Annotated in this window: 25 protein-coding genes; 9 read left to right on the top strand and 16 right to left on the bottom strand. The window is 59.8% G+C overall.

The features are described from left to right. Window positions 1–41 precede the first annotated feature (41 nt). From DYE40_RS12680 to xseA, 6 genes are all read right to left on the bottom strand, one after another. Window positions 42–209 (bottom strand): hypothetical protein, encoded by a 168-nt coding sequence (locus DYE40_RS12680; RefSeq protein WP_172461261.1) that lies wholly within the window; start codon window positions 207–209, stop codon window positions 42–44. A 208-nt stretch (window positions 210–417) separates the two neighbouring features. Continuing rightward, window positions 418–744 (bottom strand): hypothetical protein, encoded by a 327-nt coding sequence (locus DYE40_RS12970; protein WP_245944108.1) that lies wholly within the window; start codon window positions 742–744, stop codon window positions 418–420. Next, window positions 731–865: a hypothetical protein gene (locus DYE40_RS13155; RefSeq protein WP_280529785.1), complete on the bottom strand. Its 135-nt coding sequence runs from the start codon at window positions 863–865 to the stop codon at window positions 731–733. The genes DYE40_RS12970 and DYE40_RS13155 overlap by 14 nt, the downstream gene beginning before the upstream one ends. A gap of 56 nt (window positions 866–921) precedes the next feature. After that, a complete protein-coding gene (locus DYE40_RS10520; protein WP_115309059.1) occupies window positions 922–1230 on the bottom strand; it encodes a hypothetical protein in 309 nt (102 codons plus the stop codon). A gap of 185 nt (window positions 1231–1415) precedes the next feature. Continuing rightward, window positions 1416–4214: a DNA polymerase I gene (polA, locus tag DYE40_RS10525; protein ID WP_115309060.1), complete on the bottom strand. Its 2799-nt coding sequence runs from the start codon at window positions 4212–4214 to the stop codon at window positions 1416–1418. 73 nt (window positions 4215–4287) lie between these two features. Beyond that, window positions 4288–5640 carry an exodeoxyribonuclease VII large subunit gene (gene xseA, locus DYE40_RS10530; protein WP_115309061.1) on the bottom strand — a complete coding sequence of 451 codons (1353 nt, stop codon included), beginning with the start codon at window positions 5638–5640 and terminating at the stop codon, window positions 4288–4290. Window positions 5641–5853: 213 nt separating this feature from the next. On the opposite strand from xseA, the gene DYE40_RS12380 reads away from it, so the two are divergent. The 3 genes from DYE40_RS12380 (at window position 5854) to DYE40_RS10540 (ending at window position 13468) form a co-directional block, all read left to right on the top strand. Further along, window positions 5854–6066, top strand: coding sequence for a hypothetical protein (locus DYE40_RS12380; protein ID WP_147286632.1), 213 nt, complete (start codon window positions 5854–5856; stop codon window positions 6064–6066). A 23-nt stretch (window positions 6067–6089) separates the two neighbouring features. Continuing rightward, window positions 6090–7691, top strand: coding sequence for an NAD(P)-binding protein (locus DYE40_RS10535; RefSeq protein ID WP_115309062.1), 1602 nt, complete (start codon window positions 6090–6092; stop codon window positions 7689–7691). Between the two features lie 548 nt (window positions 7692–8239). Beyond that, window positions 8240–13468 (top strand): RecQ family ATP-dependent DNA helicase, encoded by a 5229-nt coding sequence (locus tag DYE40_RS10540; protein WP_115309063.1) that lies wholly within the window; start codon window positions 8240–8242, stop codon window positions 13466–13468. A gap of 462 nt (window positions 13469–13930) precedes the next feature. Here DYE40_RS10540 and DYE40_RS10545 read toward each other — a convergent pair whose 3' ends face one another. After that, window positions 13931–14077: a hypothetical protein gene (locus DYE40_RS10545; protein ID WP_244731312.1), complete on the bottom strand. Its 147-nt coding sequence runs from the start codon at window positions 14075–14077 to the stop codon at window positions 13931–13933. A 62-nt stretch (window positions 14078–14139) separates the two neighbouring features. Further along, complete coding sequence (locus DYE40_RS10550; RefSeq protein ID WP_115309064.1) at window positions 14140–14730, bottom strand: tyrosine-protein phosphatase; 591 nt, start codon at window positions 14728–14730, stop codon at window positions 14140–14142. Between the two features lie 202 nt (window positions 14731–14932). Here DYE40_RS10550 and DYE40_RS10555 point away from each other — a divergent pair, with 202 nt between their 5' ends. The 3 genes from DYE40_RS10555 to DYE40_RS10565 all read left to right on the top strand — a co-directional run bounded on the left by DYE40_RS10555 (window position 14933) and on the right by DYE40_RS10565 (window position 17086). After that, window positions 14933–15553 carry an L-threonylcarbamoyladenylate synthase gene (locus DYE40_RS10555; RefSeq protein ID WP_115309065.1) on the top strand — a complete coding sequence of 207 codons (621 nt, stop codon included), beginning with the start codon at window positions 14933–14935 and terminating at the stop codon, window positions 15551–15553. Window positions 15554–15697: 144 nt separating this feature from the next. Beyond that, complete coding sequence (locus DYE40_RS10560; protein WP_172461264.1) at window positions 15698–16324, top strand: CPBP family intramembrane glutamic endopeptidase; 627 nt, start codon at window positions 15698–15700, stop codon at window positions 16322–16324. A gap of 99 nt (window positions 16325–16423) precedes the next feature. After that, the gene (locus DYE40_RS10565; protein ID WP_115309067.1) at window positions 16424–17086 is read left to right on the top strand and encodes a site-2 protease family protein; all 663 of its coding nucleotides are present in this window, start codon (window positions 16424–16426) and stop codon (window positions 17084–17086) included. Window positions 17087–17143: 57 nt separating this feature from the next. Here the strand turns inward: DYE40_RS10565 and DYE40_RS10570 are convergent, their stop codons facing one another. The 3 genes from DYE40_RS10570 to DYE40_RS10580 form a co-directional block, all read right to left on the bottom strand. Continuing rightward, entirely contained in the window at window positions 17144–17356 is a 213-nt protein-coding gene (locus DYE40_RS10570; RefSeq protein WP_115309068.1) for a hypothetical protein, read from the bottom strand. A gap of 237 nt (window positions 17357–17593) precedes the next feature. Continuing rightward, complete coding sequence (locus DYE40_RS10575) at window positions 17594–18553, bottom strand: histidine kinase dimerization/phospho-acceptor domain-containing protein (protein ID WP_115309069.1); 960 nt, start codon at window positions 18551–18553, stop codon at window positions 17594–17596. Further along, window positions 18550–19254, bottom strand: coding sequence for a response regulator (locus tag DYE40_RS10580; RefSeq protein ID WP_115309070.1), 705 nt, complete (start codon window positions 19252–19254; stop codon window positions 18550–18552). The genes DYE40_RS10575 and DYE40_RS10580 overlap by 4 nt, the downstream gene beginning before the upstream one ends. 191 nt (window positions 19255–19445) lie before the next feature. Between DYE40_RS10580 and DYE40_RS10585 the strand changes: the two genes are divergently transcribed. Next, the gene (locus DYE40_RS10585; protein ID WP_244731315.1) at window positions 19446–20069 is read left to right on the top strand and encodes an inner membrane CreD family protein; all 624 of its coding nucleotides are present in this window, start codon (window positions 19446–19448) and stop codon (window positions 20067–20069) included. A 99-nt stretch (window positions 20070–20168) separates the two neighbouring features. On the opposite strand, the gene DYE40_RS10590 is transcribed toward DYE40_RS10585, so the two are convergent. The 5 genes from DYE40_RS10590 to DYE40_RS10610 form a co-directional block, all read right to left on the bottom strand. Beyond that, a complete protein-coding gene (locus tag DYE40_RS10590) occupies window positions 20169–20405 on the bottom strand; it encodes a ParA family protein (protein WP_115309072.1) in 237 nt (78 codons plus the stop codon). Between the two features lie 277 nt (window positions 20406–20682). Then, window positions 20683–21468 (bottom strand): 3-methyl-2-oxobutanoate hydroxymethyltransferase, encoded by a 786-nt coding sequence (panB, locus tag DYE40_RS10595; RefSeq protein WP_115309073.1) that lies wholly within the window; start codon window positions 21466–21468, stop codon window positions 20683–20685. 74 nt (window positions 21469–21542) lie between these two features. Next, entirely contained in the window at window positions 21543–22190 is a 648-nt protein-coding gene (locus DYE40_RS10600; protein ID WP_115309074.1) for a deoxynucleoside kinase, read from the bottom strand. A 125-nt stretch (window positions 22191–22315) separates the two neighbouring features. Next, window positions 22316–24718, bottom strand: coding sequence for a hypothetical protein (locus tag DYE40_RS10605; protein ID WP_115309075.1), 2403 nt, complete (start codon window positions 24716–24718; stop codon window positions 22316–22318). Window positions 24719–24823: 105 nt separating this feature from the next. After that, window positions 24824–25486: a response regulator gene (locus DYE40_RS10610; RefSeq protein ID WP_115309076.1), complete on the bottom strand. Its 663-nt coding sequence runs from the start codon at window positions 25484–25486 to the stop codon at window positions 24824–24826. A gap of 172 nt (window positions 25487–25658) precedes the next feature. Between DYE40_RS10610 and DYE40_RS10615 the strand changes: the two genes are divergently transcribed. Then, window positions 25659–25943, top strand: a complete 285-nt coding sequence (locus tag DYE40_RS10615; protein WP_115309077.1) for a PepSY domain-containing protein — start codon at window positions 25659–25661, stop codon at window positions 25941–25943. 47 nt (window positions 25944–25990) lie between these two features. Beyond that, on the top strand, window positions 25991–26584 hold the full coding sequence (locus DYE40_RS10620; RefSeq protein WP_115309078.1) for a PepSY domain-containing protein: 594 nt from the start codon (window positions 25991–25993) through the stop codon (window positions 26582–26584). The last annotated feature ends 6 nt before the right edge of the window (window positions 26585–26590 follow it).

A 26590-nucleotide genomic window follows, 5' to 3' on the forward strand; every position in this document is an offset into this window, starting at 1 on the left:
TGCCTGCCTTGATGCTGTCTGAAAAGCTGCCTGAAAAAGGTTTAGTCGGTTGCGCTGGCAGCAAGGGCGGCGGCGTGTCCGGCGGCGGGATCGCCGTATGGCTGGGCTTGCCATACGCCGAATTGGAAAACAACGCCTGCGCGGGCCAGTTTGGCGCGGAGGGCGGTTTGTCGGTGGGGCTGGTAAAGGCAGGCTTCGGTGTGGGGCATTTGGGATTTTGGCTTTGCGGCAGCCTGCACATTCGCTTTCAGGCAGCCTGAAAGCCATTCGGTTTCATACTGCCCGCTTTGTGCCGGCGCATTGTCCTGCGTTTTCCGGCATAGGCTTGGGGGCGACGCCACGATGATGTATTCGATAGAATCGGTTTGATGGGGTGTTTCCGTAACGGGAGGCCGTCTGAAAAACAGGAAAAACGTTTCAGACGGCCTGTTCGGGCTTTTTCGCAAACAAAACCACACGGTTGCCGTAATGGTGTTTGCCGTTGATGAGAATTTGGCAGGCCGTGCCGAGCAGATGCCATGCGGTGCCTATTTTGACGGTAATGCTTACGCCGTTTTCTTCATATTCCAACCACAGCCCCGCTACAGAAGAGAGCTTGGCCGACGCCATCGCCACTTCGCGCCCATGCACTTTCCTGCCGTTGATGTATATCGTTTCGCCGCTTTTTTCAAAATTCCAAAAATTATGCACCTCAATCTCGATGCCCCGATATGCGGTTTTCCATGTTTTTTCAAATGTTTTCATGTGTGTGCCTATTTAAATGCCGTTTGTATGCGGCTTCCGTCAGTTTCAATGTCTCTGCAAGGTCGTTGTCCGTGTGGTCGCTCAGGCGGCGGGCGGGACGGATTTCTGTGTCGTGGTTCATATCGTTCTATACAGAGGCCGTCTGAAAACTGCTTGGGCAGGATACGGCTGCCTGCTTCACACTTCGGCATACAGCAAGACAAACGCCGCCGTTGCCACCAGCAGCATAGACAGCGAAAACAGGTATTCCGCCAAGCGCACCAGGCGTGCGTAGTAACGCTGTTCGTCATTTTTCTGCGCCAGATAGCCAATCACCACCACCAGCAAAAAGCCGATAGACGAAAACAAAAACAAGTCGTCTGAAATCATTTCGCTGAATTTTATGGATTGCTTGGCGGCCAAAATGCCGACAATAGCCAAGCCCATGCCGGCAATGGTGCTGCTGGTGGAAATCAGCGTGTTCAGCGATTGGGGGTTTTGTGCCATGGGTATTCCTTATTTCAATATCGGCAGCAGGCCGGAGGGCTGGCTAATCCGGCGGCTCTGAGCCAAGCCGTGCGTGCTTTTTTGTCGGGTTGGGCAACCCAAACCGTGTTTGCTTTTCAGGTAGCCTTTGGGGCATGAGTGTACGCACTAACAACGGGGCTGCGTTTAAAAACAGATAACGTCCGTCAATGCGCCTCTTCCCAATTTCCCCCCACGCCCACTTCCGCCACCAGCGGTACGTCCAGCGCATTTCCGGCTGCGGCGGCCATGATTTCGGGCAGCTTCTGCTTCACCAAATCCAGCTCGTTTGCGGGCACTTCCAACACCAGCTCGTCGTGCACCTGCATGATGAGTTTGCTTTTGAGGCCGTCTGAAACGAGCCAGCGGCTGACGGCGGTCATGGCGCGTTTGATGAGGTCGGAGGCCGTGCCCTGCATGGGGGCGTTGATGGCGGCGCGTTCTGCGCCGGCGCGGGCGTTGGCGTTTTTGGCGCGGATGTCGGGCAGATAGAGGCGGCGGCCGAACAGGGTTTCGACGTAGCCTTGGGCGGCGGCCTGTTCTTTGGTGCGCTGCATGTAGTCGGCCACGCCGGGATAGCGGGCGAAATAGCGGTCGATGAAGTTTTTGGCCGAGAGGTTGTCGATGCCCAGCGATTTGGCGAGGCCGTACTGCCCCATGCCGTAAATCAGGCCGAAGTTGATGGTTTTGGCGTAGCGGCGCTGTTCGGCGCTGACGCTTTCGGGCGGTACGCCGAACACTTCGGCGGCGGTGCGGCGGTGGATGTCTTCGCCGTTTTTAAAGGCTTCGAGCAGGGTTTTGTCGCCGGAGAGGTGCGCCATGATGCGCAATTCGATTTGGGAATAGTCGGCCGATACGATGAAGCTGCCTGCGGGCGCGGTGAAGGCGCGGCGCACGCGGCGGCCTTCTTCGGTGCGGATGGGGATGTTTTGCAGGTTGGGGTTGTTGCTGGCGAGGCGGCCGGTGATGGCGACGGCTTGGGCGTAGTTGGTGTGTACGCGGCCGCTTTTGGGGCTGACCATTTCGGGCAGCTTGTCGGTGTAGGTGGATTTGAGTTTGGCCAGGCTGCGGTTTTGCAGGATGATGTTCGGCAGCGGGTAGTCGGGCGCGAGTTGTTCGAGCACGGCTTCGTTGGTGGACACGCCGCCCGAGGCGGTTTTTTTCAGGCCTTTGGTGGGAATGCCCATTTTGTCGAACAGGATTTCCTGCAACTGTTTGGGCGAGTTGAGGTTGAACGGCTGTCCGGCGGTTTCGTAGGCCTGTTTTTCCAGTTCGAGCAGGCGGCGGCCGAGTTCGTGGCTTTGGCGGGCGAGTTCGTTTTTGTCGATTAACACGCCGTTGCGCTCCATCTCAAACAATACCTGCGCCACGGGCAGCTCCATTTGTTCATACATTTCAAGCTGTTTGGCATCCATCTGCTGTTTCAGCCAGCTTTCGATACGCAGGGCGAAATCGGCATCTTGGGCGGCGTATTCGGCTGCCTGTTCCAACGCCACGTCGGCAAACGAAATCTGCTTCGCGCCTTTGCCGCACAAGGATTCGTAGGTAATCGCAGGCAGGCCTAGCCAGCGTTCGGACAATTCGTCCAAACCGTGTCCCAAATGGCTTTCGACGATATACGAGGCCAGCATCGCGTCGCCGGCAATGCCGTTGAGGGCGATGCCGTAGTTGGCGAAAACGTGTTGGTCGTATTTGAGGTTTTGTCCGATTTTGTGCAGCGCGGGGCTTTCGAGATAGGGTTTCAGACGGCCTAACACGCTGTCCGAACCAAGCTGTTCCGGCGCGGCGGCGGGGCTGTGGCCGAGCGGGATATACACGGCTTCGCCGGCGGCAAAGGCAATGCTGATGCCCACGAGCTGCGCGTCCAGCGGGTTGAGGCCGGTGGTTTCGGTGTCGAGGCCGATGCGTTCGGCTTTGGATAATTTGTCCAACACTTCGGCAAACTGTGCTTCGGTGGTAACGGCGCGGTAATCGAGCGCGGCGGGCGCGGGGGCGGTGCCGATATTTTCAGGCAAGCGGTTTTCAGGTAGCCCCTGCTCGGCCAAAGCGGCCTGTTCGCCGACGTATTCCGCGCCGAACAAATCGCCGCTGCCTTCGTGCAGATGCGACTCAGCTTCTTTGAGCCAGGTGCGGAAATTCAGGCGTTTGAATTCCACCGCCAACTGCGCCCATTTGGGCGTGGTGCGGCGCAGGCTTTCGAGGCCGTCTGAAAGGTCGGCGTGCAGATCGACATCGGTTTTAATCGTTACCAAGTCATACGAAAGCGGCAGCATGGGCAGCGCGGCTTGCAGGTTTTCGCCCACTTTGCCCTTGATTTCGGCCGCGTGCGCCATCACGCCTTGCAGCGTGCCGTATTGTTCCAGCCATTTCACGGCGGTTTTGGGGCCGCATTTTTCCACGCCCGGCACGTTGTCCACTTTGTCGCCCATCAGCGCGAGATAGTCGCGGATCTGGTCGGGGCGCACGCCGAATTTTTCTTTCACGCCGCCGCAGTCCAGCGTTTCGCCCTTCATGGTGTTTACCAGCGTAACCTTGTCCGACACCAGCTGCGCCATGTCTTTGTCGCCCGTGGACACCACCACGCTCCAGCCCGCCGCTTCGCCCTGCACCGCCAGCGTGCCGATTACGTCGTCGGCCTCGACTTCGGGCACAACCAGCACCGGCCAGCCCGCCAGCCGCACCAGTTCGGGCAGCATCTGCGCCTGCGGCCGCAATTCGTCGGGCATGGGCGGGCGCGTGGCTTTGTAGTCGGGAAACATCTTGTGGCGGAAATTGTCGCCCTTGGCATCGAACACCACCGCGCAATATTCGTGCACATAATCGGCACGCAGGCGGCGCAGCATGTTCAGCACGCCGTACACCGCCCCCGTGGGCGTGCCGTCGGGCGCGGTGAGCGGCGCCATCGCGTGAAAGGCGCGGTAGAGATAGGAAGAACCGTCGACAAGAAGGAGTGTGGGCTGGGTCATGGTAAGGCCGTCTGAAAACAAGAAAATGGGGGATTATAAACCTTAGGGCGCGGCGGCACGCCGCAGGCGGGGTTTACGGCGAATCAAACAAATCCTGCTGCGCCGTGCCGCCGCTGACGCGCACATCGGCCGCGCCCTCGGCAAAGGTAATGTGCAGCCGCTGCCCCTGTTTGAGCTGGGCGGCATCGCGCACCACCTGCCCCCGGCTGTTTTTCACTACCGAAAAACCGCGTGCCAGAATGTGCTGCGGCGACACGGCTTCGAGCAGGGCGGCCTGTTTTTCCAAACGCTGCTTTTTCGCCGCCAGAAGCAGGCTTGTGCCGCGCGTCAAGGCCGTCTGAACAGCATTCAGACGGCCTGCCGCCGCCGCCAAGTCCGGACGGCCGTGCCGCAGCAGCAGGCTTTGGCGCGACAGCCTTTCCCCGTGCAGGCGCAGGACGGTGCGGGCGGCGGCAGACAGGCGGGCGGCGCATTCCTCCGTGCGGGTACGCTGCGCATCGAGCTTGCGGCGCGGGTGGCACAGCCTGCGGGCGCACCAGTCGGTACGCTGCGCCGCATCCTGGTAACGGTGCAGCACGGCGGCTTGCAGACGGCCGTGCGCCTGAATAATGCGGTGCAGCAGCGCGGCGCGGTCGGGCGCGGCCAGTTCGGCGGCGGCTGTGGGCGTGGGCGCGCGCAGGTCGGCGGCAAAGTCGGTAAGGGTGAAATCGGTTTCGTGCCCCACCCCGCTGACCACGGGAATACGGCAGGCAGCCACGGCGCGGACAACGGCTTCTTCGTTAAACGACCACAAATCTTCGATACTGCCGCCGCCACGGCAGACAATCAGCACATCGCACTCGCCGCGCTCCGAAGCCGCGCCGACGGCACGGGCAAGCTGCGCCGCGCTGTCCGCGCCCTGCACGGCGGCGGGATAGAGGATGACGGGAATGTCGGGGGCGCGGCGTTTGAGCGTGGCGCACACATCGCGCAGGGCGGCGGCGGCCGGGCTGGTTACAATGCCGATGCGCTGCGGGTCGGCGGGCAGCACCCTTTTGCGTTCGGCGGCAAACAAGCCTTCGGCCTGCAAAGCGGCTTTGAGCTTTTCGTAGGCCTCGTAAAGCCGCCCCAAGCCTTTGAGGCGCACTTCGTTCACCGTAATCTGAAACTCGCCCCGCGCTTCGTAAATGGAAATGCGGCCGCACACTTCGATATGGTCGCCCTCTTTGAGCGCGGCAAACCGCTGCGCCACACCTTTGAACATGGCGCAGCGCACTTGGGCGCGGCTGTCTTTGAGCGAAAAATAATAATGCCCGCTGGCGGCGCGGGTCAGATTGGACACCTCGCCGCCCACCCACAGGCCGGAGAGGTGTTCTTCCAGCAGGTTGCGGGCAGCGGCATTGAGTTCGGAAACGGTGAGTGCGGCGGCGGAAAACAAGTCGGACATGGCTGTCGGGCGGGGACAAAAGCCGCGGATTATACGGGAAACCGCCGCTGCGGACGGCTGAGGCCGGACAAAATAAAAAATCTGCCGCCTCCGCCAAGCCTTAGTCCGGCAAGGGAGCGGCCTAAGGCATTGGAAAAACCATGCAGGACAAATCCGTCCCATACGCCGTGCCGCCTGCGGCCTTGTATCTTTCCGATTTTGTTCCGCTATATAATGCGCCGCCTTCCCGCACGGAGGCCGTCTGAAAACCGTTTTCAGACGGCCTCATCCTTTTCCCGCCTGCCGCGCCGCAATATGCAACGCACCCCGCCCCCCGCGCACGGCACGCAAAACAGCCTTTGCCGCAGCGGTCGCAGGCTCTGTCCGCCGGCGGCATTGAGGCCGTCTGAAAACACAAAAGCCGTTTTTCAGACGGCCTCTGCTTAAAAACAAAACACACCCGTTCCGCCATGCCCCTTACCCGCCGACAATTCCTCGCCTCCTCCGCCGTCATGGCCGCCGCTTCCGCCGCCTCGTGGCGGCTTTGGCGGCCGCAGCTTCCCCCCGTTACCGTCAGCCGCCCCGGCCTGCCGCTGGGACACGCCCTGCGCGACGGTGGCCTCCCCGCCCGCCCCTCCCGCACCGTCCGCTGCGACACCCTGATACTCGGCAGCGGCGCAGCCGCCCTCTCCGCCCTCTGGTATCTCGTCCGCCACGGCAAACGCGACATCCTGCTGGCCGAAGGCTTGGAGCGCAACGGCAACAACGCCGGCTTCTACCATACGGGACTCGCCGCCCCCACAGGCGCGCACTACCTCGCCCTGCCCTCCCAGGAAAGCACATATGTGCGCCAAATGCTTGCCGACCTGGGGATTATGGCAAACGGCGTATTCAACGAAACCGACCTGGTTCACGCCCCGCAGGAACGCCTGCTCTACCGGGGAAAATGGCAGGAACACCTGCTGCCGCAAAACGATGCCGACAGCCGCCGCTTTTTCGCCCTCACAGGCCGTCTGAAAACCGCCTACGGCAGCGACGGCCGCAAAATCTTCGCCATTCCCGTCGCCCTCTCCTCGCAAGACGGAAACTGGCGGCGGCTCGACACCCTCACCTTCGCCCGCTGGCTGCAAAACGAAGGCTACCGCTCCCCCACCCTGCTCTGGTATCTCGACTACTGCTGCCGCGACGACTACGGGCGCGGCATAGCCGACGTGTCCGCCTTTGCCGGCCTGCATTATTTCTGCGCACGCGGCCAACACGCCGACACCGTGCTTACCTGGCCCGACGGCCTCGCCCACCTCTCCGAAGCCCTGCGCCGCCATTGCGGCCTGCGCCCGCTTGCCGCCCCGCCGCAAGGCAGCGAATGGCATTTCGACACCCCCGCCTCGTGGGATGCGTCCGCCGTCAAAATCGAAAAGCGCGGCGGCCGCGTGTCCGTCCTGCTGCGCCACAACGCCAACGGCGATACCGTTCTGGCCGACGCACGGCAGGTCATCTGCGCCATCCCGCCGGAAGTCGCGGCGCACATCGTTGCCGACGCGGCGCAATACGGCCTGAGGCCGTCTGAAACCGCCCCGTGGCTGGTGGGCAACTTCATCCTCAACCGTTTTCCGAAAGAACGCGGGGAAAGCGGGCCCGCATGGGACAACGTCGTCTTCGGCAGCCCCCACCTCGGCTACGTCGCCGCCGGCAACCAACTCATCCGCACCGCCAAGCCGCCGCGCACCGTCTTCACCTCCTACACCGCCCCCAACCACGACACCGAACGCAACATCCGCCGCCACCTGCTCGAAGCCGGCAGCGGCGACCTGCTGCACTACGCCGCCCACGACCTGCTGCAAGCCTACGGCAGCGGCTTCTGGCGCAGCGTCGAAGCCGTGTTCCTCACCGTACGCGGCCACGGCATGGCGGTTCCCCGCCCCGGCTACCTCACCGACCCCGCCCTGCTGCGCCTGCGGCAAAACCGCCCCCCGCTCGTCTTCGCCCACAGCGGCATGAGCGGCTACTCCGTATTCGAAGAAGCCGCCTACTGGGGCGTGGAAGCCGCCCGCCAAACCATAGAGGCCGTCTGAAAACCCATATACAGCCTTTCAGACGGCCTCTCGGCTTGATATGGCGTAAAACGCGTGCGTCGCTTAGGCGACACACCCTACGATAAACCTAAAACGAAACTCTGCCTAAAACCGCGTTTTCAGACGGCCTGCGTAGGGTGTGTGGCGCAGCCACGCACACGGCTTGGGATTTTCAGACGGCCTCTTGCCTTGCTATGGCACAAAACGCGTGCGTCGCTTTGGCGACACACCCTACGATAAACCCAAAACGAAACTCTGCCGAAAACCGCGTTTTCAGACGGCCTGTGTAGGGTGTGTGGCGCAGCCACGCACGCGGCTTGGTAGTTTTCAGACGACCTCTGCATTTGATATGTCGCAGAACGCGTGCGTCGCTTAGGCGACACACCCTACGGTGAGAAATCAGGCGCGAACACCGCTTGGGCAATATTGCACGAGCGAAAACAGACAAACAGGCCGTCTGAAAACGGGCTTGCGCTTCTTGCCGTGCAGGCTGTCTTTTTCGCCGCTTAGTGCTATATTCCTGCCTCTTATCCGAACTGCCGCCTGCCATGACCCCACCCGTTCCCGCCGTTTTGATTGTTGATTTGGAAGTCGATCCGAAAACCCAAACCGTATTTAAAATCGGCGCATACCGTCCCGATTTGGAGCGTGGTTATGAAAAAGCGGTGCGCACTGCGGCCGGCCTGCGTGCCGCTTTGGCGGAAATGGCGCATCTGGCCGACGGCGCACGCCTGCTGATGGGACACAACATCCTCGAACACGACCTGCCCTATCTGCGCAAGGCCGCGCCCGATACTCCCTGGCTGAATCTGCCCGTGATCGACACGCTGCGCCTCTCGCCGCTGGCGTTTCCGCAAAATCCCTACCACCGCCTGATCAAAAACCACAAAATCATTTCCTCCGCACTCAATTCCCCCGAAGCCGACTGCCGCGCCTGCTGGCGGCTTTTTCAAGACCAATGCGCCGCGTTCGGCAAGCTGGCGGCTGGGCGGCCGGAGGAATTTGCCGTTTATTGCAGCCTGTACGGTGCGCTGCCTTATGCGGAAAACGGAGTGATTGTGCTGCCCGAGGGCTGCGGCACGGCCGTGCGCAACGCAGAAAAAGACACCCGACGGCTGATTGACGGTATTTGGGCAATGATGCAGGACGACAGCGAAGCAGGCCGTCTGAAAGTCTGCCAAACCCGTTTCAAAAAGCTGATGAAGGAAGACATCTTCCGGCCGGAGCTGCACACGCCGCTGGCCTACGCGCTGTCATGGCTGCGCGTGTCGGGCGGCAATTCGGTGCTTGCGCCGTGGGTGCGCTACCAATTCCCCGATACGGCGCGGCTGATTGCCGAATTCCGCGACCGCGACTGCGGCGATACCCGCTGCCGCTACTGCGCCAACACGCTCAATCCCGAGAAACAGCTTTACCGTTTTTTCGGTCTGCCCGCATTCCGCGACGTGAAAGGCATAAACGGCGGACAGGAAGCCATCGTCCGTGCGGGAATGCAGGGGCGGCACGTTTTGGCGGTGCTGCCCACGGGCGGCGGCAAATCGCTGTGCTACCAGCTTCCCGCGATCAACCGCTACTACCGCAACGGCGGACTGACGGTGGTGGTGTCGCCTTTGCAGTCGCTGATGAAGGATCAGGCCGACGGCATGGAGCGGCGCGGCATTTCCGGCGCAGCCATGCTCAACGGAATGCTGCCGCTTGCCGTACGCGCCGACGTGCTGGACAAAACGGCTTTGGGCGATGTCGGCATTTTGTTTGTCGCACCCGAGCAGTTCCGCAACAACAGCTTTATCCGGGCCATCGCCCACCGCCAAATCAACGGCTGGGTGTTCGACGAGGCACACTGCCTGTCAAAATGGGGGCACGACTTCCGCCCCGACTACCTCTATGCCGCCAAATTCATTGCCAAACGCAGGGAGGAAAACGGCGAAACCGCACCGGTAAGCTGTTTCACCGCCACCGCCAAGCCCGATGTTTTACAGGACATTACGCAGCATTTTCGCGAAGAATTGGGCATAGAATTCAAGCAATTTATCGGCGGCAACGAGCGCGACAACCTGTTTTACGAAGTATTGGAAGTTTCAGACGGCCTCAAAAGCCGCCATATAGACGAACTGCTGCACCGCGAATTGGATCATCAGGCAGGCGGCGCGGTGGTGTTTGTGGCACGCAAAAAAAGTGCCGAAGAATATGCCGCATATCTGGAACAGCAGGGCTGGGCATGCAAACATTTCCACGCAGGCCTGCAACAAAACGCTAAAGCCGAAATACAGGATGCGTTTGTCAACGGCAGCCTGCGCGTGATTGTGGCCACCAACGCTTTCGGCATGGGCGTGGACAAGCCCGATGTGCGGCTGGTGGTACACGCCGAAATCACCGGCTCGCTGGAAAACTATCTGCAAGAGGCAGGCCGTGCGGGGCGCGACCGGAAAGATGCGAAATGCGTGCTGCTGTTTGACCGCAACGATGTGGACGTGCAGTTCAGAATCAGCCGCTTGTCCCAAATCGAGCCGCGCGATTTGAAATCGGTGTACGGCAAGCTCAAGAAGCTCCATGCCGCCAACGCCGGCAAAACCGGCAACGACGACCTGGTCGTAACCGGCGGCGAAATCCTGCATGACACCGAAGCATACATGAGCTTCGACAGCGGCGAGCGGCAGGCCGACACCAAAGTCAAAACCGTGCTGGCGTGGCTCGAACGCGCCGGTATGCTGGAACGCAGCGAAAACCAAACCCGCATTTTTCCCGCACGCTCCGGCCGTCTGAATCTGACGCAGGCAGTGGAAAAAATCCAAAAAGCCAATCTGCCGCAGCGCAAACGCGAACTCTACCAAACCATCGCCGAAATCGTGTTCGCCGCGCCAGACGACGCGCCTTTAAGCACCGACGATCTGGCCAAAGCCACCGCGTGCAGCTTTACCGAGCTGCTCAGCCATCTGCACGATCTGGAAAAATTGGGCATTTTGAGCAACGATACCAAAATGACCGTCAACCTGCGCACCGATAATGTCGCCTCGTCTGCCAAGCGTCTGACGCAGGCTCTCGCACAGGAAGAAAAACTCTGGCAGATTCTGCACGAAGAAATCCCCGCAGCCGACAGCGGCGACTGGCAAAACTTCTCGCTGACCGCCGCCTGCCACCAAATGCACGAAGCGGGTTTCGATCAACTGCTGCCCGCCGACATCAAGCTGATGATGGAGTCGCTCGCCGACGACAAAGCGGCGGCCGACACATTGGGCAGCAGCGGCAGTTTCAACATCCGCAACATCGGCAACAACATCCTGAAAGTGCGTTTCAAAAACCGCAGCGAAAGCTGGGAAGACCTGCAAAACCACGCCGAACTGCGCCGCAGAATCTGCCGGTGCATCCTGCCGTTTCTGACTGCCAAAACCGATTTGCGCGCCAAAGACGTGGTGGTGGAAACCGGCATCGGCGAAATGGTGCGGCATATCGGCGGCGACTTGGAGCTGTCGGCGCAGATTCCCGAAGCGCGGCGCGAAATCCTGCTCAACCGCGCCCTGCTGTTTATGCACAAGCTCGGCATCTTCAAAATCAACCACGGCATGACCATCCTGCGCCACGCCATGACCATCCGTCTGGACAAAAAAGCACTGGAAGAAAAACGCCGCTATCTGAAAAGCGACTACCGCCCGCTGGAAGTGTTTTACGGCGAAAAACGCTTCCAAATCCATGTGATGCAGGAATATGCTCTGCGCGCGCTCAAAAATATCGACACCGGCTTGGAACTGGTGCGCGACTATTTCCAAACCCAAGAAGCCCAATTCAAAGAAAAATGGTTCAAAGACCGTCTGAACGAGCTGCAAGAACCCGTTTCCCGCGCCACCTACGCACAGATTGCCGACAGCCTCAACAAGCAGCAGCAGGCCGCCGTTACCGATAAAAACGACAGCAACCGTCTGGTACTGGCCGGCCCCGGTTCGGGTAAAACGCGCGTCATCGTCCACCGCGTCGCCTACCTGCTCAAAGTCTGCCACGCCGACCCCGCCTCGATTATCGTCCTCACCTTCAACCGCCTGGCCGCGCAGGAAATCAAACGCCGCCTGTTCGCGCTGGCCGGCCGCATTGCCGCCGCCGTTACCGTGCTGACTTACGACGGCATGGCCATGCGGCTGTTGGGCGTGCGCTTCGACGACAAAACGCAGGACGACGGTACAGACCGTTTCAAACAATGGTGCACCCAAGCCGCCGCCGTGCTTTCAGACGGCCTCCAAGCCGAAGAAGCTGCCGACGATGCCCGCAGCCGCATCATGGCGGGCTTCCGCTACATTCTGGTAGACGAATACCAAGACATCAGCGAAGAACAATACAGGCTGGTATCCGCGCTGGCCGGCCGCCAATCGGAAGGAGACGACAAGCTGACGATTCTGGCTGTGGGCGACGACGACCAAAACATCTACGCTTTCCGCCACACCAGCAACGAATACATCCACCGCTTCCAACACGACTACGGCGTGGCACAGCCCGACTTCCTCACCTTCAACTACCGCAGCACCCGCCACATTGTCGCCGCCGCCAACTGCCTGATTCAGAGCATACCAGGCCGTCTGAAAGCACAACACCCGATAGCCGTAAACCCGGAACGGCAGACGCAGCCCGACGGCGGCACATGGGCGGAAAAAGACCCGGAACGGCAGGGGCGCGTGCGCGTAATCAGGCTGCCCGCCGCAGGCAGCCGCAAACAGCGTGCCAACATACAGGCGCAGGCGGCGTTGGCAGAACTCGAACGGCTGCGGCGCATCGGCGGCTTCGGCTACGGCGATGCCGCCGTACTGGCACGCGGCCACGACATCCTCAAACCGGTGCAGGCATGGTGCGAGCAAAACAGCATTCCCTATTTCCTGTCTAAAGAGCGGAAAAGCGGCATCCGCCTCAAGCGCAGCCGTGAATTTGTACGCCTGACCGACGAGTTGTCCAAAGAAAGCGCACCCGTGGCAGCAGAACGCTTCATCGAAATCGTCCGCAGGCAAAACGTGTCGGCAAAATGGCAGACGGCATTCGACCTGATGGCACAGGACTTCTGCCGCGAATATCCCGCCGATGGCGGACACCCCGGCTTTTCGGTTCCGTTTTTGAAAAACTGGCTCTACGAATATGTCGGCAACGATACCGACAGCCCCTCGGACGGCCTGTTTCTCGGCACGGCACACTCGGCAAAAGGCTTGGAGTTCAAACACGTTTTCATTTTGGACGGCGGCTGGGACAAGGCAGGCGACGACGAGCAGCGTCTGTATTACGTGGCGATGACCCGCGCCGTCGAAACCCTGACGCTGTTTCAAAACACGCCCCGCCACTTGTGGATAGAAAAACTCTCGCACGGCTCGGTCGAAACCGTAAACCGGAATTACGCGCCGCTGCCGCAATTGGACACCGAATACCGCATATTGTCGGCATTGGGCGAATTGGATGTGGGCTTTATCGCTCGGGACGAATGCTGCACGGACGGCCCGCCTTCGTATGGCAAGATCCGCCACAAGCTGGAAGCCGCCGCCCGTTTGCAGCCCGGCCAAGAATTGGCAATACGCCGCAGCTGCGGACGTTATCAGTTTCTGGCTGGCGATACCGTTGTCGCCCAAACCGCCAAGAAAACCGCCCTGCCCGAGCTGGAAGGAGACGGCATCAACCGCGCCCGAGCCTTTGCCGCCGCATTTGCCGTACGCTACCGCGACGAAGGAGAAGAAATTTTCCGACAGAAAATTCCCGAAAAGGTGGACAAATGGCCGATAGTCATCCCGATGCTGGTTATCCCGCCGCAAACCTAAACCCCGCCCTGCGGCCGCAAAGGCCGCATTCGGAATGCTTCGGCGAAAGCCCGTTTTCAGACGGCCTCTGCATTTAATATGTCGTAAAACGCGTGCGTCGCTTTGGCGATACACCCTACTCGCGGGTACTGCGTGAGCGGCACGCCTATGGCGGTCTAAATATACAAACAGATATACAAACAGGCCGTCTGAAAAACGGGTTTCGGAAGAAACTGCGTTTTCAGACGGCCTCTTGCTTGGTTTGACGCTAACGGCCTGTGTAGGGTGTGCGGCACAGCCACGCACGCGGCTTGGGTTTTCAGACGGCCTCTCGGCTTGCTATGGCACAAAACGCGTGCGTCGCTTTGGCGACACACCCTACGGTGCAAATCGGGCGGGTACTCTGCTTGGACGGTACGCCATACGGCGGAGAATCGGGACGTGCGCTGCGTGGGCGGCAAGCCTGCGGCGGGTTTGCCGTTTTTATTCCGCGTAGTCGGCATTCAGGATGGTGATGCCGCTCTGTCCAAAGGCAAGTGTGGTTTTGAGGCTGTCGAGGGCGGCGCAGATGCGGCGGGTAACGGCTTCCGCTTCTTCCATGTGCCGTTCGGTCATGCCTGCGGGCGGCATGGTGTGTCTTTCTTGGTGTGAGGCCGTCTGAAAAGTGTTTTTCAGACGGCCTTTGCTGTGCTTTACTGCTGCTGTGCTTTGAGTTTTGCCAGCTCTTCTTTTACTTGGCGCACTTTGTCTTCGGTGAAGAGTTTGCCGAGGTTGCGCCAGATGCTGTGGTGGCCGTAGGGGCCTTGCTGCATTTCGCGTTTGGCTTCTTCTATCGGCCAGTCTTGGTAAACGATTCGGTACATGGCGGCGATGAGGCCGGTGCGGTCTGCGCCGTGGTAGCAGTGGATGAGGACGGGGCCGTGCTGGCGGCGTTGTTCGATGAGGTGGAGGGTTTGGGCGATGTGCTTGGGCGTGATGCGCCAGGTCAGCAGGGGGCGGTTGAACAGCTCGGCTCCGCTGCCGGCCAGCTCGGTGTGGTTGTCGTCGCGGTCGAAATAGCGCAGGTTGACGACGCTTTTGATGCCCAGATGCTTGATGTGCGGCGCGTCGGCGCGGGTAAGCTGCTCGCTGCGGTAGAGTTTGTCGTCGATTTGGTAGAGGTTGGCATCTTCCTTCACGGGGCTTGCCCAGCGGTAAACGGGTTCGGAGGCGGCCGCGCCGTTTTGCGCGTGGGCGGCGAGGGGAAGAAGGGCGGCTAGGATGAGGGCTCTCTTGCGGGACATGGGTTTTCCTTTTGTTTGAAATGGCGCGGTATGTGCCGTTATCGGCTCTGCGTGGCGGTTTGCCGACGCTTGCGGCGGGTATTTTTAGCGGAAATGCCGCCGCAAGGCTGATTGCCGGCACGCCTTAGGGTATCATTGCCGCCTTTTTCCATCCAGCCGTGTTTGAGCCGATTTTTCAGACGGCCTATTTGAGGAGCCTGCCATGGCGCAGTTTTTCGCTATCCATCCCGACAATCCGCAAGACCGCCTGATCCGCCAGGCGGCCGCAATCATACGCGGCGGCGGCGTGGCCGCCTACCCCACCGATTCGTGCTACGCGCTGGGCTGCCGCTTGGGCGACAAGGAGGCGATGGAGCGGATTCTGCGCATCCGCAAAATCGATTTGAAGCACCATCTCACGCTGATGTGCGCCGATTTGGCCGAGCTGGGCACCTACGCCAAAATCGACAACGCGCAGTTCCGCCGGCTCAAAGCGGCCACGCCGGGCAGCTACACCTTTATTTTGCAGGCCACCAAAGAAGTGCCCAACCGCACGCTGCACCCGAAGCGCAAAACCATCGGCCTGCGTGTGCCCGACAACGCCGTCGCCCTCGCCCTGCTGCGCGAATTGGGCGAACCGCTGCTCTCGTGTACGCTGATGCTGCCGGAGGATGACGAGCCGCTGTCCGATCCTTATGAAATCCGCGACCGTCTGGAACATTCGGTGGATCTGGTCATCGACGGCGGCTGGTGCGGCACCGACCCGACCACGGTGGTGGATATGACCGACGGCATCGCGCTGGTGCGCGAAGGACGCGGCGACAAAGCCGTGTTCGGCCTGTAAACCCGTTTTGCGGCTTTTGAGGCCGTCTGAAAAAACACCGCCACAACCCCGTCCTACTTGTTTCCCGCTATGCAAAAACTTATCGAAATCCTAAAATTTTTCTGCGGATTGGTTCTGCTAAACGCCATTCCGGTGCTGGTGTTTATGTTTGTACGCATCAATAAAGAAGCCGGACAAATCAGCGACACCGCCGCACTCTATCAAAGCGTCATCTTCGCCGTTGCCGTTTGCGCCGTACTGTCCGTGTTCTACCACCTCTACCGCTCCGTACGCTTTGCCAACGGCTGCTTTCTCGAAGCACGCGAAATGCCGCTGCGGCACAAAGCCGGCTGGGCGGCCATGTATCTGGCCCTGATGCTGCTTGTCGCCCAATACGGCCTGCCCGCCATGAACGCCCTGTTCGGCACACCGCTTGAAACGGAAAACCAGCTCGCCCTGCTGCATTGGAAAGACAACCTTCCCGCTGCCGTATTCGTCGCCGATGTCGTACTTGTCGCCCCGCTGATGGAAGAATGGCTGTTTCGCGGCGTGCTGATCGGCATGTTCGGCCGCCTTCTCGAACACCCAGCAGGCCAAGCCGCAGCCGCAGCCGTATCCGCCCTGCTGTTTGCCGTGATGCACGGCCTGGGGTACGCACCGCTTGCCGTTTACGGCCTGATGGGGCTGGTACTCGCCGCTGCCTACCTGCATTTCCGCGACATCCGCTACCCCATCGCCATCCACATGGCCAACAACGCCCTTGCCCTGCTGGCGATTTACCAGGCCGTCTGAAAACGGGTTTTTCCTGCGGCACACCGCCTTGCAAACACACCGCCCCGCACAAGCGGAAACATCCTCCCACCCCGCCCGACACAAAAACGAAAGCAAAACATGAAGTTTGATCCCGCCCAAATCCTGCTAATGATCGCCCCCATACTGCTGGCCATCACCCTCTCCGAAGCCGCCCGCGCCTACGCCGCCCGCTACTGGGGCGACAACACCGCCGAAAAGTTCGGCCGCCTGAGCCTCAATCCCATCGTCCACATCGACATTTTGGGTACCATCATCGTCCCCGCCATCCTCATCCTGACTGGCGCACCCTTCCTCTTCGGCTGGGCCAAACCCGTCCCTGTCAACAGCCGCAACCTGCGCAACATCCGCCTCGGCATCCGCAGCATTTCCGCCGCCGGCCTGCTGGCCAATTTGCTGATGATGTACTGCTGGGGCCTGCTGCTCTCGCTCGTTCCCATCGTTCCCGCATCCTTCCGCGAACCCCTCTCCGGCATGGCCGGCTACGGCATCTCCTTCAACGCCATCCTGTTTGTCCTCAACGCCCTGCCCATCCTCCCCTTCGACGGCGGCCGCTTCATCGACACCTTCCTGCCCGCCAAATGGTCGGTACAGTTTCAAAAAACCGCCCGTTACGGCACATGGGTCATCCTCATCCTATTAATCACAGGCATCCTCGGATACCTCATCCTCCCCCTGGCCTCCGTCCTGTCATACACCGCCTACTTCATCGCCACCCTCATCGGCAGCCTGTTCCTGCTCTAAGCCCCTGCCGAAGGCCGTCCGAAGAGGCCGTCTGAAATTTCAGACGGCCTCTTCCGTTTAAAAAAGGGACGTTTCCGCATCGGAAAGCGTGCCGGTATGCCGATGGCAAGTGTTCCATTTGGTTTCCCAGTGGCAGATGCGCCATTCGTACCAGGTCGGAAAGCCGTATAACTCGGTGTTGCGGCGGATTTGTTCGCCGCAGTCCGCATCAAAGTGGCATTTGACAGCCGGATCGGGCTGTTGTCTGAACGGGGCTTCCGCATCGGACACCTTTTCTGCATCAAACTTGTGAAGAAGCGTATTCCCACAGGGTTGGTAAAAGGATTGGAACAATGCCGTGCACCCACGAATAGGCATAATGTTTAACGGCTGCATCGGGACAGTAAAACGACTGTCGGCGTGAACCTTTTATTCCGCTTGCAGCAGATGCACATCGCGGCCGCGGTGGTGCGCGGCGGGTACGGCCGTGTGTCGTCAGGCTGCCTTTGTATGTGTGATGGCTTGGGTTTATGGTTTGCTTGCTGGGGCAAAGATTAGGCTGGCGCGCACGCCGTTGGCTTGGTTTTGCAAGACGAGTTTGCCGCCGTGCAGGCGCATGATTTCGGCAACGAAGTTGAGCCCTAATCCGCTGCTGCGCCTGCCGTTGGCGCGTGGCAGGGAGTAGAAGCGTTGGGGGATTTTGGCTAGGGCGTAGTCGGGGATTGGGTCGCCTTGGTTGTCGATGTGCAGGGCGTTGGGGCTTAGGCTGATGTGGATGGTGGTGTGCGGGGTGGCGAAATCTAGGGCGTTGGCGAGTAGGTTGTTGATGGCTTGGCGCAGGAGCATGGGGTCGCCTTGCAGGACGGGGTTGGATGTTGTGTTGAGTTGCAGGGCGAGCTGTTTGGCTTGGGCGATGGGTTGGTTGTCTTGGAGAATTTGTTGGCAAAGGGGGGCGAGGGGGGTGGCTTGGGTGGTGCTTAGGTGGTCGCTGTTTTCCAGTCGGGCGAGTTCTAATAATTTGGCGATGAGTTGTTGTTGGTTTTGGGTGTTGCGGATGATGCGGGCGACTAGTTGGTGTTGCTCGGGGGTGAGTGGGCTGTCTTGCAGCAGTTCTAGGGCGGCGGCTTGGGCGGTGAGCGGGGTTTTGAGTTCGTGGGTGAGCCCGAGAATGTAGTTTTCTATGTGTTGGCGGTGGTTGAGTTCGTGGCGTAGTTGGGTGATGGCGTGGACGAGTCGGTAGAGATAGCTGTCGCCAAATTGGGGCTGGGGGGCGGGGTGGTTGGCTGCCATGGCTTCGGCGTAGTGGCGGATGCGGTTGATGCTGCGGGCGAGCCAGTAGGCTAGGCTGATGAGTAGGATAAGGGTGGCGGCGATGTGGTATTGGATGTGCGGGCTTTGGTTGAGCCATGCGTGGGCGGTAAGCAGGGTGCTGATGCCCAGTAGGATGAAAAATAGGCGCAGGCTGATGTTTTTGAAATATTTGCTCATTGGAAGCTGTATCCGATGCCGTGGTGGGTGTGTATGCAGTTGGGGTCTATTTGGGCGTTGCGGAGTTTTTGGCGTAGGGCACGGATGTGGCTGTTGATGGTGTGGGGGTCGGATGGGTGGTTGCTGCCATACATGGCGGTGAGCAGTTCGGCTCGGGTGTAAACGCGCTGGGGATGGGCGATTAGGGTGCGTAGTAGGCGGTATTCGCCCAAGGTGAGCGGCAGGGCTTGCCCTTGGTGGCGGATGCAGTGGGCTTGGGTGTCGTCTTGCCATTGCGGCTGGGCTTGGGGGTGGGATGAAAACGGGTTGTTTTGGTTTTCAGACGGCCTGTTTGGGTTGTGGCTGCGGCGCAGCAGGGCTTTGATGCGGGCGTTGAGTTCGCGTGGGCTGAATGGTTTGCCGATGTAGTCGTCTGCGCCCAGTTCCAGCCCGAGTATGCGGTCGGTTTCTTCGTCTTGGGCGGTGAGCATGATGACGGGCAGGCTGGGGTGTTGGCTGCGTAGGATTTTGAGGTAGTCAAAGCCGTTGATGTCGGGCAGTCCTACGTCTAGCAGGAGTAGGTCGTAGCGTTCAATCGCTAGGTGTTGGCTGGCGATTTGGGCGGTGGGGGCGATTTGGCTGGTGTGGTGGTCGCGCGTGAGGCTGATGGCGATGATTTCGGCGATTTCGGCTTCGTCTTCTAGGATGAGGATGTGGGGCATGGTGGCGTGGTGGATTGGGGTTGGGGTGGGTTTCAGGCTGCCTCAATGGGCTGGGCTGGGATTTTAGCGTACAACGTAATTTTCATAAATTCTTGATAACTTGTTTACTGTTTTTTGATGTTTGTTTTGCATAATGGCTGTGTGTTCAATTTAGGCAGCCTGAAAACGGGTTGCGTTATCGGAGTTTGATGATGGCTAGTAAGTTGTGGAGTATTTTGGGCTTGTGTGTGGTGTTTGCGGTTGTGTTGATGCTGATACATGATTTGGCGGTGCAGCGGGATTATTATGATTCGAGTGCGCTGTTGAGTTCGCTGGATTATCAGATGATTATCCGCAGTATGAAGTATGGGATGGTGTTGGTGATTATGGTGTTTAGTGCGTTTTTTTTGAGTGAGATTTTGCAGGATTGGCGCATTCATCCGATGCAGTATTTGTTGGTTGGCTCGGCGTTGTCTGTGTTTTATTTGTTGCTGTTGTCGTTTGCGGAGCATATTGGGTTTGTGGCGGCTTATGTGTTGGGCGCGGTGGCGTGTATCGGCTTGCTGTGGTGGTATTTGCGGTTTGTATTGAAAAACAGCGGCGGGGTTTATGCGATGGTGGGATTGCTGTGTTTGGCGTATGCGATGATGTTTGTTTTGTTGCGGATGCAGCAGTATAACTTGCTGGTGGGCTCTTGCTTGCTGTTTGCGGTGTTGTTTGCGGTGATGTATTGCACGCGCCATGTGGATTGGTATGCGCTGGGGGGTGGGAATCAGGCGCGTAAACATGAAGTGAAGGAAATGAAGCGGTTTCGGGAGGTTGATCGGGAATATTAAGGGGCCATAACTAGGTATAAGGCAGAAAAAATGAAGATAACTAATTGTAAAATAAAAAAGAGTACCCAAAGAAAACCCTTCCTGTTTTTGTACTCGCAATTACCGCCCGTTCCGCTGCTGATTTATGGACGCTTCGTCGTTTTTGCCCAGCAGCAGTTCAACTGTGCCATTGGGCGCGCGGCGGTGCAGCGGATAGTATTTGCTCAAAGATGCCTGCGTGTCGGTATCAACCATCAGCACCCTGAACCCCATATCCGCCAGCACCGCAGCCAGAGCCGCCGTCAGCGTTGTTTTACCCGTTCCCCCTTTTGTAGAGACAACTGTCAAAATAACCATAAGAATATCCTTTTATATCAAAAGCATATTCTCTTGAAGGCCTTAAAAGCAATCGCACCGTATCCAGTTTGAACTCACAGAAAATGGTATTTTCCGTTGACAAAAAACAAACACAGCGCGGTTTGTCCATAGGATGTCGCTTGCCACGCAGGCGTTTTTGCTGCACGAACGAAGGCCGTCTGAAACCTGAAATACGGTTTTCAGACGGCCTTTTGTTTGGCAAACGGGTACGCCGTCGAGCGGAACGCTTGGGGATTCCCGCACGCGCCGTGTCTGCTCAGAAGCTGTGTTCGGCGGCGGGGAAGGTTTGGTTTTTTACGGCTTGGACGTAGGCGGCCACGGCGGCCTGTATGCTGGTTTGGCCTTCCATGAAGTTTCTGACGAAGCGGGCGGTGCGGCCGGGGAAGATGCCGAGCATATCGTGCATGACGAGAACTTGTCCGTCGCAGTCCGCGCCCGCGCCGATGCCGATGGTGGGGGCGGACACGGCTTGGGTTACGGCTTTGCCGAGGGCGGCGGGGACGCATTCCATCAGGATCATGGCCGCGCCGGCTTCGTCGTGTGCCTGCGCGTCGGCCCTCAGTGCCGCGCCGCCGTCGGTTTTGCCCTGTACTTTGTAGCCGCCGAAGGCGTGGACGGATTGGGGGGTGAGGCCGATGTGGGCGCAGACGGGGATGCCGCGCAGTTGCAGGAAGCGGGTGGTTTCGGCCATCCATACGCCGCCTTCCAGTTTGACCATGTGTGCGCCGGCGGCCATCAGGCGGGCGGCGGAGGCGAAGGCCTGCTCTTTGCTTTCCTGATAGGAGCCGAAGGGGAGGTCGGCAACTATCATGGCGTTTTTCGCACCGCGTGCGACGGCGGCGGTGTGGTAGCACATTTCGTCGAGGGTAACGGGCAGGGTGGAGGCGCGTCCCTGCACGGTCATGCCCAGCGAGTCGCCGACAAGGAGGATTTCGACTCCGGCTTCTTCCATCAGGGCGGCGAAGGAGGCTTCGTAGGCGGTGAGCATGACGGCTTTTTCGCCTGCGGCTTTCATTTTTTTGAGTGTGTTTACGGTGATCATGTGGGGTTTCTCGGTGTGGTGCGGGAAGTTTTCAGACGGCCTGTGTGTATCGCCGTGCCGTCGGGACGGGGTTTTCAGATGTCTTTCAGGTTCAGGTAGTGGCGGTTGCCCTGCATATGGCTGATGGTGCGCAGCAGCAGCTCGAAGTGGTCGTCGTTGTCGGTGAAGTCCATTTCGTCGTTGTTGGCAATGAGCAGGGGGGCGTTGTCGTAGAGGTGGAAGAAGCGGCGGTATTCTTCGTTGATGCGGCCGAGGTAGCCTTCGGGGAAGAGGTGGGGTGCGCCGCCGCCGTGTGTGCGCGGGCGTTTTCCTGCCGCCGTGTCGCCGGTTTGCAGGTAGATAACCAGGTCGGGTACGGGCATTTCGGGCATGATTTTGTGCTTGGTTTCCCAAAACAGGGTTTGTTCGTTGGCGTTTTCGTTGTCGTCGAGGACGACGGGAACGAAAATTTTGTCTTTTTCCAGCAGGAAATCGGCGACGACGCGGCCGTTTTTGGCTTCTTCGGCGTTGATGATTTCAATGGCTTTGGCACGGCGCAGCAGGAAATGCAGTTCGGCGGCGAGGCCGTGGTTGGCGGCGTTTTGGTAAAAAAGCTCCAAAAAGGGGTTGGTTTCGGGGCTTTCGGTGAGATACAGCGCGTCAAAATATGCGGCCAGCCGCCGCGCCAGCTCGGATTTGCCGCTGCCGATCGATCCTTCGACCACGATGTATCGGTAATCCATTTTTTGTTTTCCTGTGTCGCAATGTGTTTTCGGAGGGCGGATTATACGGAATCGGACGGGGGCTTTCCAATGGCGCAACAGGCCGCCTGAAAACGCGGTTTCGCTTGGCAGACGGCTTCTTGCTTTTAATAGGGGGCGGGGCTTTTTTCCAGCAGGCGCAGTATCAGTGCCGATGCCAGCGTCCGCAGCCACACGACGAGCAGCAGGGCGGGATAAAGCAGCAGGCCGAGCTGTGGGACGCTTTCGGGCAGGAACAGCAGCAGAATCAGCGCGGCGGCGGCGGTTTCAAAGATGAGGCCGTACTGCCCTGCGATGGCGGCACGGGCTGCGTGGGCGGGCAGCAGCAATATCCACAATACGCCGGCGGCCAGGGCGGCAAAGGGGCGCAGCGGCAGGGAGGCCGTCTGAAAACAGGCGGCGCGGCGGATAAAGCGGACGGCGCGGGCATAGTGCGCCATATGGGCAAACAGCAGATACAGCGCGGCGTTAAACCAGAGGATGCAGGCGGCTTGGGCGGGTAGTCCGCCATCGGTTTTGGCAATCCATAAGCCGAGGCCGGTAAGCGGCAGATTGGCCAGTATCCAGTTGATATTGTCGTTTTTGCCGTTTTTGTCGCTGAAAAAGAGGAAATAATACGTCCAGCCGGCCGCAAGGACGCAGAAGAGGAGAAACTCTGCGGGCGTGCCTTCGCCGTAGCGTTCGGAAAACGGCAGCAGGACGGCAAAGAGGGCCGGCAGGGTAAACAGATAGACGGGCGCGGCTTTCGCGCTGTATTTCACCGCCGACCATTTGTCGGAAAGGAAGCGGCCGAGCAGCGGGACATAGAAAAGTGCGCCCAGTCCGAGCATATAAGCCGCAGAGGCGGCCAACGCGACGGCGGCGGCAGCCAGGCCGGCAAACAGCAGTTGGATACCGGCAGGCTCGCTCTCTCCGACGGAATAGCCCCACACGCCGAAAGTCAGGAAGGCGGAGACCATGACGATGAGCCACGCGCCGCGCCATTCGCCGCCCCATTCGAGCAGGCGGGCAAGCGCGGGGCGGAAAACGGCCAGCGCGGCGCGTTCGTCTTCGTCGGTTTCTCCGGAAAGCTCCGGCCACACCACCATCACGGCGCAGACGGCGCGGAATCTGCGCCAGAAGCCGGGGCTGCTGCCGAGGAAGCGGTCGAAGGCGCGGGTGTAGCGCGGGCTTTCGGTGCCGCCCTCCGCATCATGCGGGGACGGCGTTGCCGCAAGGCCGTCTGAAACGGGAAATCCGGCCAAGTCCGCGCCGCCGTCTCCGCCCGTCAGGCGGGCGAGACGGCGGTAGTGCGTGAGCTGCTGCGTTTCTGCGGGCGTGATGATGCGCCCGTGTACGTCTTCGTCCCAGTGGAAATAGTCCGCCCACTGCAGCCACAGCAGCGGATGGATGATGTTGCGTAGGCGCAGAAAGTCTGCAAACTGCGGCGACAGCTCCTGCGCCGCGCCCAACGGCAGGCCGTCGAGTATTTCGTGCAGCGTCGGCCAGCTTTGCGCCAGCGCATTGCTGCCGCCGACGGCATAACAGCGTTCGGCAAAGGCAAGGGGATCGCCGCCTGCATCAAAACCGCCGTTCCCGCCGTATTCGTGCAGATATTGCGTTGCCTGCGCAAACCCCGCCGCACCTGCTTGTGCGCCGTATTCGGGGGAAACGCTGCTTTGTCCGGCGGCACGCCGGCGGAAGTATTCGCGCCAATGCTGCCGCAGCGGGCTGTCGGCCAGCTGGTGGCGCAGCAGGAAGCGGAAGGTTTCCTGTTCGAGCCGTTCGCACTCTTCGGGCGCAAATGCGTTGAAAAAGGCAAAGGTCTGCCTGCGGCGGCGCATCAGCATGGAAAGCCCGCCCGCTTCATACCACGCTTCGAGTTGGGCGGCGATGGCTTGGTATTGCGTGTCGAAGCCGTCGGAAACACTGTTACCGCTGCCGCCCGTTTCGTTTTCAGACGGCCTGATGTCCAGTCCCGCCATGCGGCATTCTTTGCGCCACAGGGTTTGCAGCTTTTTCGGCAGGCCGTGCGGGCGTTCCAGCCACTCTGCCAGATGGGCGGCGGCGCGGGCGCGTTCTTCTTCTTCGTTTAGGGCGGCAAGCTGTGCGGCAAGCTGCGGCCACAGTTTCAGCAGGCCGCGCCCGTCGGCAAGGCGGTGGATGTGGTGGAGGCGGGCGATAAATTCATCGGCGGTGCAAAGTTCGCTTGCGTGGCCGTCTGAAAAGCCGTATGCCGCGTTTTCAAACGCTTCCCCGTTTTCAGACGGCCTTTGTGCCTGTTCCGCTTCGTCCGGATACGCCGTTTCTTCTGCTTCGTCCCATTCGTCAAACATCCAAGCGTCGCCGTCTTCTTCGTCCGCGCCGACATAGGGGGCGGCGGCCAGTGCGTCTTCAAAGGCTTGGCGCAGCCGCTGGTAGGCCGCCGCGTCGTCGTCGGGGCGGGTGGTTTTCAGCAGCCCGGCGTAGGCGCGTTTGACGGCGCGTTCGTCGTTGGTGGGGGCGATGTTCAGGATTTGCCAGCAGTTCATGGTTTTTCTTCGGTCGGCAGGTTGGGAAACGGAGTAGCAGAAAGTGCGGCTGCGTCAGGGAGCGCGTGCGCCGCCCCGCGCTTTTCAGACGGCCTCAAACGGTGTTCACGGCGCGTCGCCCAGCATATAGCCCAAGCCGCGCTTGGTTTTGATGGCCGATGCGCCGATTTTTTTGCGCAGGTTGTGGATGTGCACTTCCACCGCGTTGCTGTCCACTTCCTGATCCCAGCCGTAGAGTTTGTCTTCGATTTGGGCGCGGCTGACGATGTGCGCCGGCTTGGACACCAGCATTTCGAGCAGCCGCCATTCGCGGGCGGTCAAATCCAAAACCCTGCCGTCGAGCGCGGCGGTTTTGGCGGCGGTATCGAGCGTGAGCCGCCCGAATTGCAGGATGCTGTCGGCACGCCCGCGGCTACGCCGCACCAAGACGTTCAGCCGCGCGGCGAGTTCTTCCAGCGCAAAAGGTTTGCACAAATAATCGTCCGCGCCGCCGTTCAGGCCGGCCAGACGGTCGGGCAGCGCGTCGCGGGCGGTCAGAATCAGCACGGGTATGGCGATGCCGCCGGCGCGCCAGCGTTGCAGAATGTCCATGCCGTCGATATTGGGCAGGCCCAAATCCAAGACTGCGGCATCGTAAGGAGCGGCGGAAGCGGCGGCCAGCCCTTCGAGGCCGTCTGAAAACCAGTCGGCCGCCATGCCCAGCTTGTTCAAACCGGCGGCTATGCCGTCGCCGATATGCGGGTCGTCTTCGATCAAAAGTATGCGCACGCTTGCTCCGTTTGATTTAAATATATTTTAAAAACATTGTATTGCAAAATAGGCCGCAGAAATTTTCCTACTTTAAGATTCGCTTAATCTTGCTTTGGTTTAATGCGCTCCATCGCAAGGGACAAACTTCCCGAAGCCGAGAAATCCGTTAATTTCATCAAAGGAAACCATCATGAAAAAATTCATCTTCACCATCCTGACCGCCGCCGCCGCCGCCGCCGCCACTGCCGACGACCGCATCGAACAGCAGGTTTACAGCGATCCGGCCTTCGGACAAAAACGGGAAGCCGCCGTCAAAATACTGGAAAAACGCGGCTACCAGATACACCAAATCGAAGCCGACGACCATTGGGGCAAACCCGTTTTGGAAGTGGAAGCCTATAAAAACGGCCGCGAATACGAGATCCTGCTGTCTTATCCCGATTTGAAAATCATCAAAGAACGGCGCGACCGCTGATTTTATCCCTCCGCACACCCGTCCGACTTTATCTGCCGAAAGGAAGCATGATGAAAGCCCCAAACATTTTTAAGCGTAACCCAAAATTCATCGCCGCCGTCTTGGCCGCCGCCTGTGCGGGCTCGGCTTTCGCCGGCCCGTCCCAAACCTGCCCCGGCGCACCCGCCGCCCCCTGCGAGGCCTATAGCGCAGACGCTGCGCCTGCCGGCAAACAGGCCGCTTTCGCCCAGGCGAAAATCAGCGCGGCACAAGCGGTGGACTATGCCGCCGCCAAAACCAAAGGGCAGCCTGTGGAAGTGGATTTCCGCTACAAACACGGCCGCAGCTACTATAAGGTTGAGATTGCCGACGGCACGGCACAGCAGGAAGTGTTTGTCGATGCGGCCACAGGCAGCATCATCGACAGCCGCCCCGACTACGACAGCAAACCGCGCCGCCCCGTGCCGAATGTGGCCGTGTCGCTGAAACAGGCCATCGCCGCCGCCGAGGCGGAAACAGGCGGTAAAGCCAAAGATGCGGAACTGAAATACAAGCGCGGCCGGCCCGTGTACGAAGTGGAAACCGTAAACGGCGCACAGAAACACGAAGTGCGCGTCAATGCCGCCGACGGCAAAATCATTTCTTCCCATCTCGATCTCTAAACCGCC

This window comes from Kingella potus (assembly GCF_900451175.1).
In the GTDB taxonomy this organism is placed as follows: Bacteria; Pseudomonadota; Gammaproteobacteria; order Burkholderiales; family Neisseriaceae; genus Neisseria; species Neisseria potus.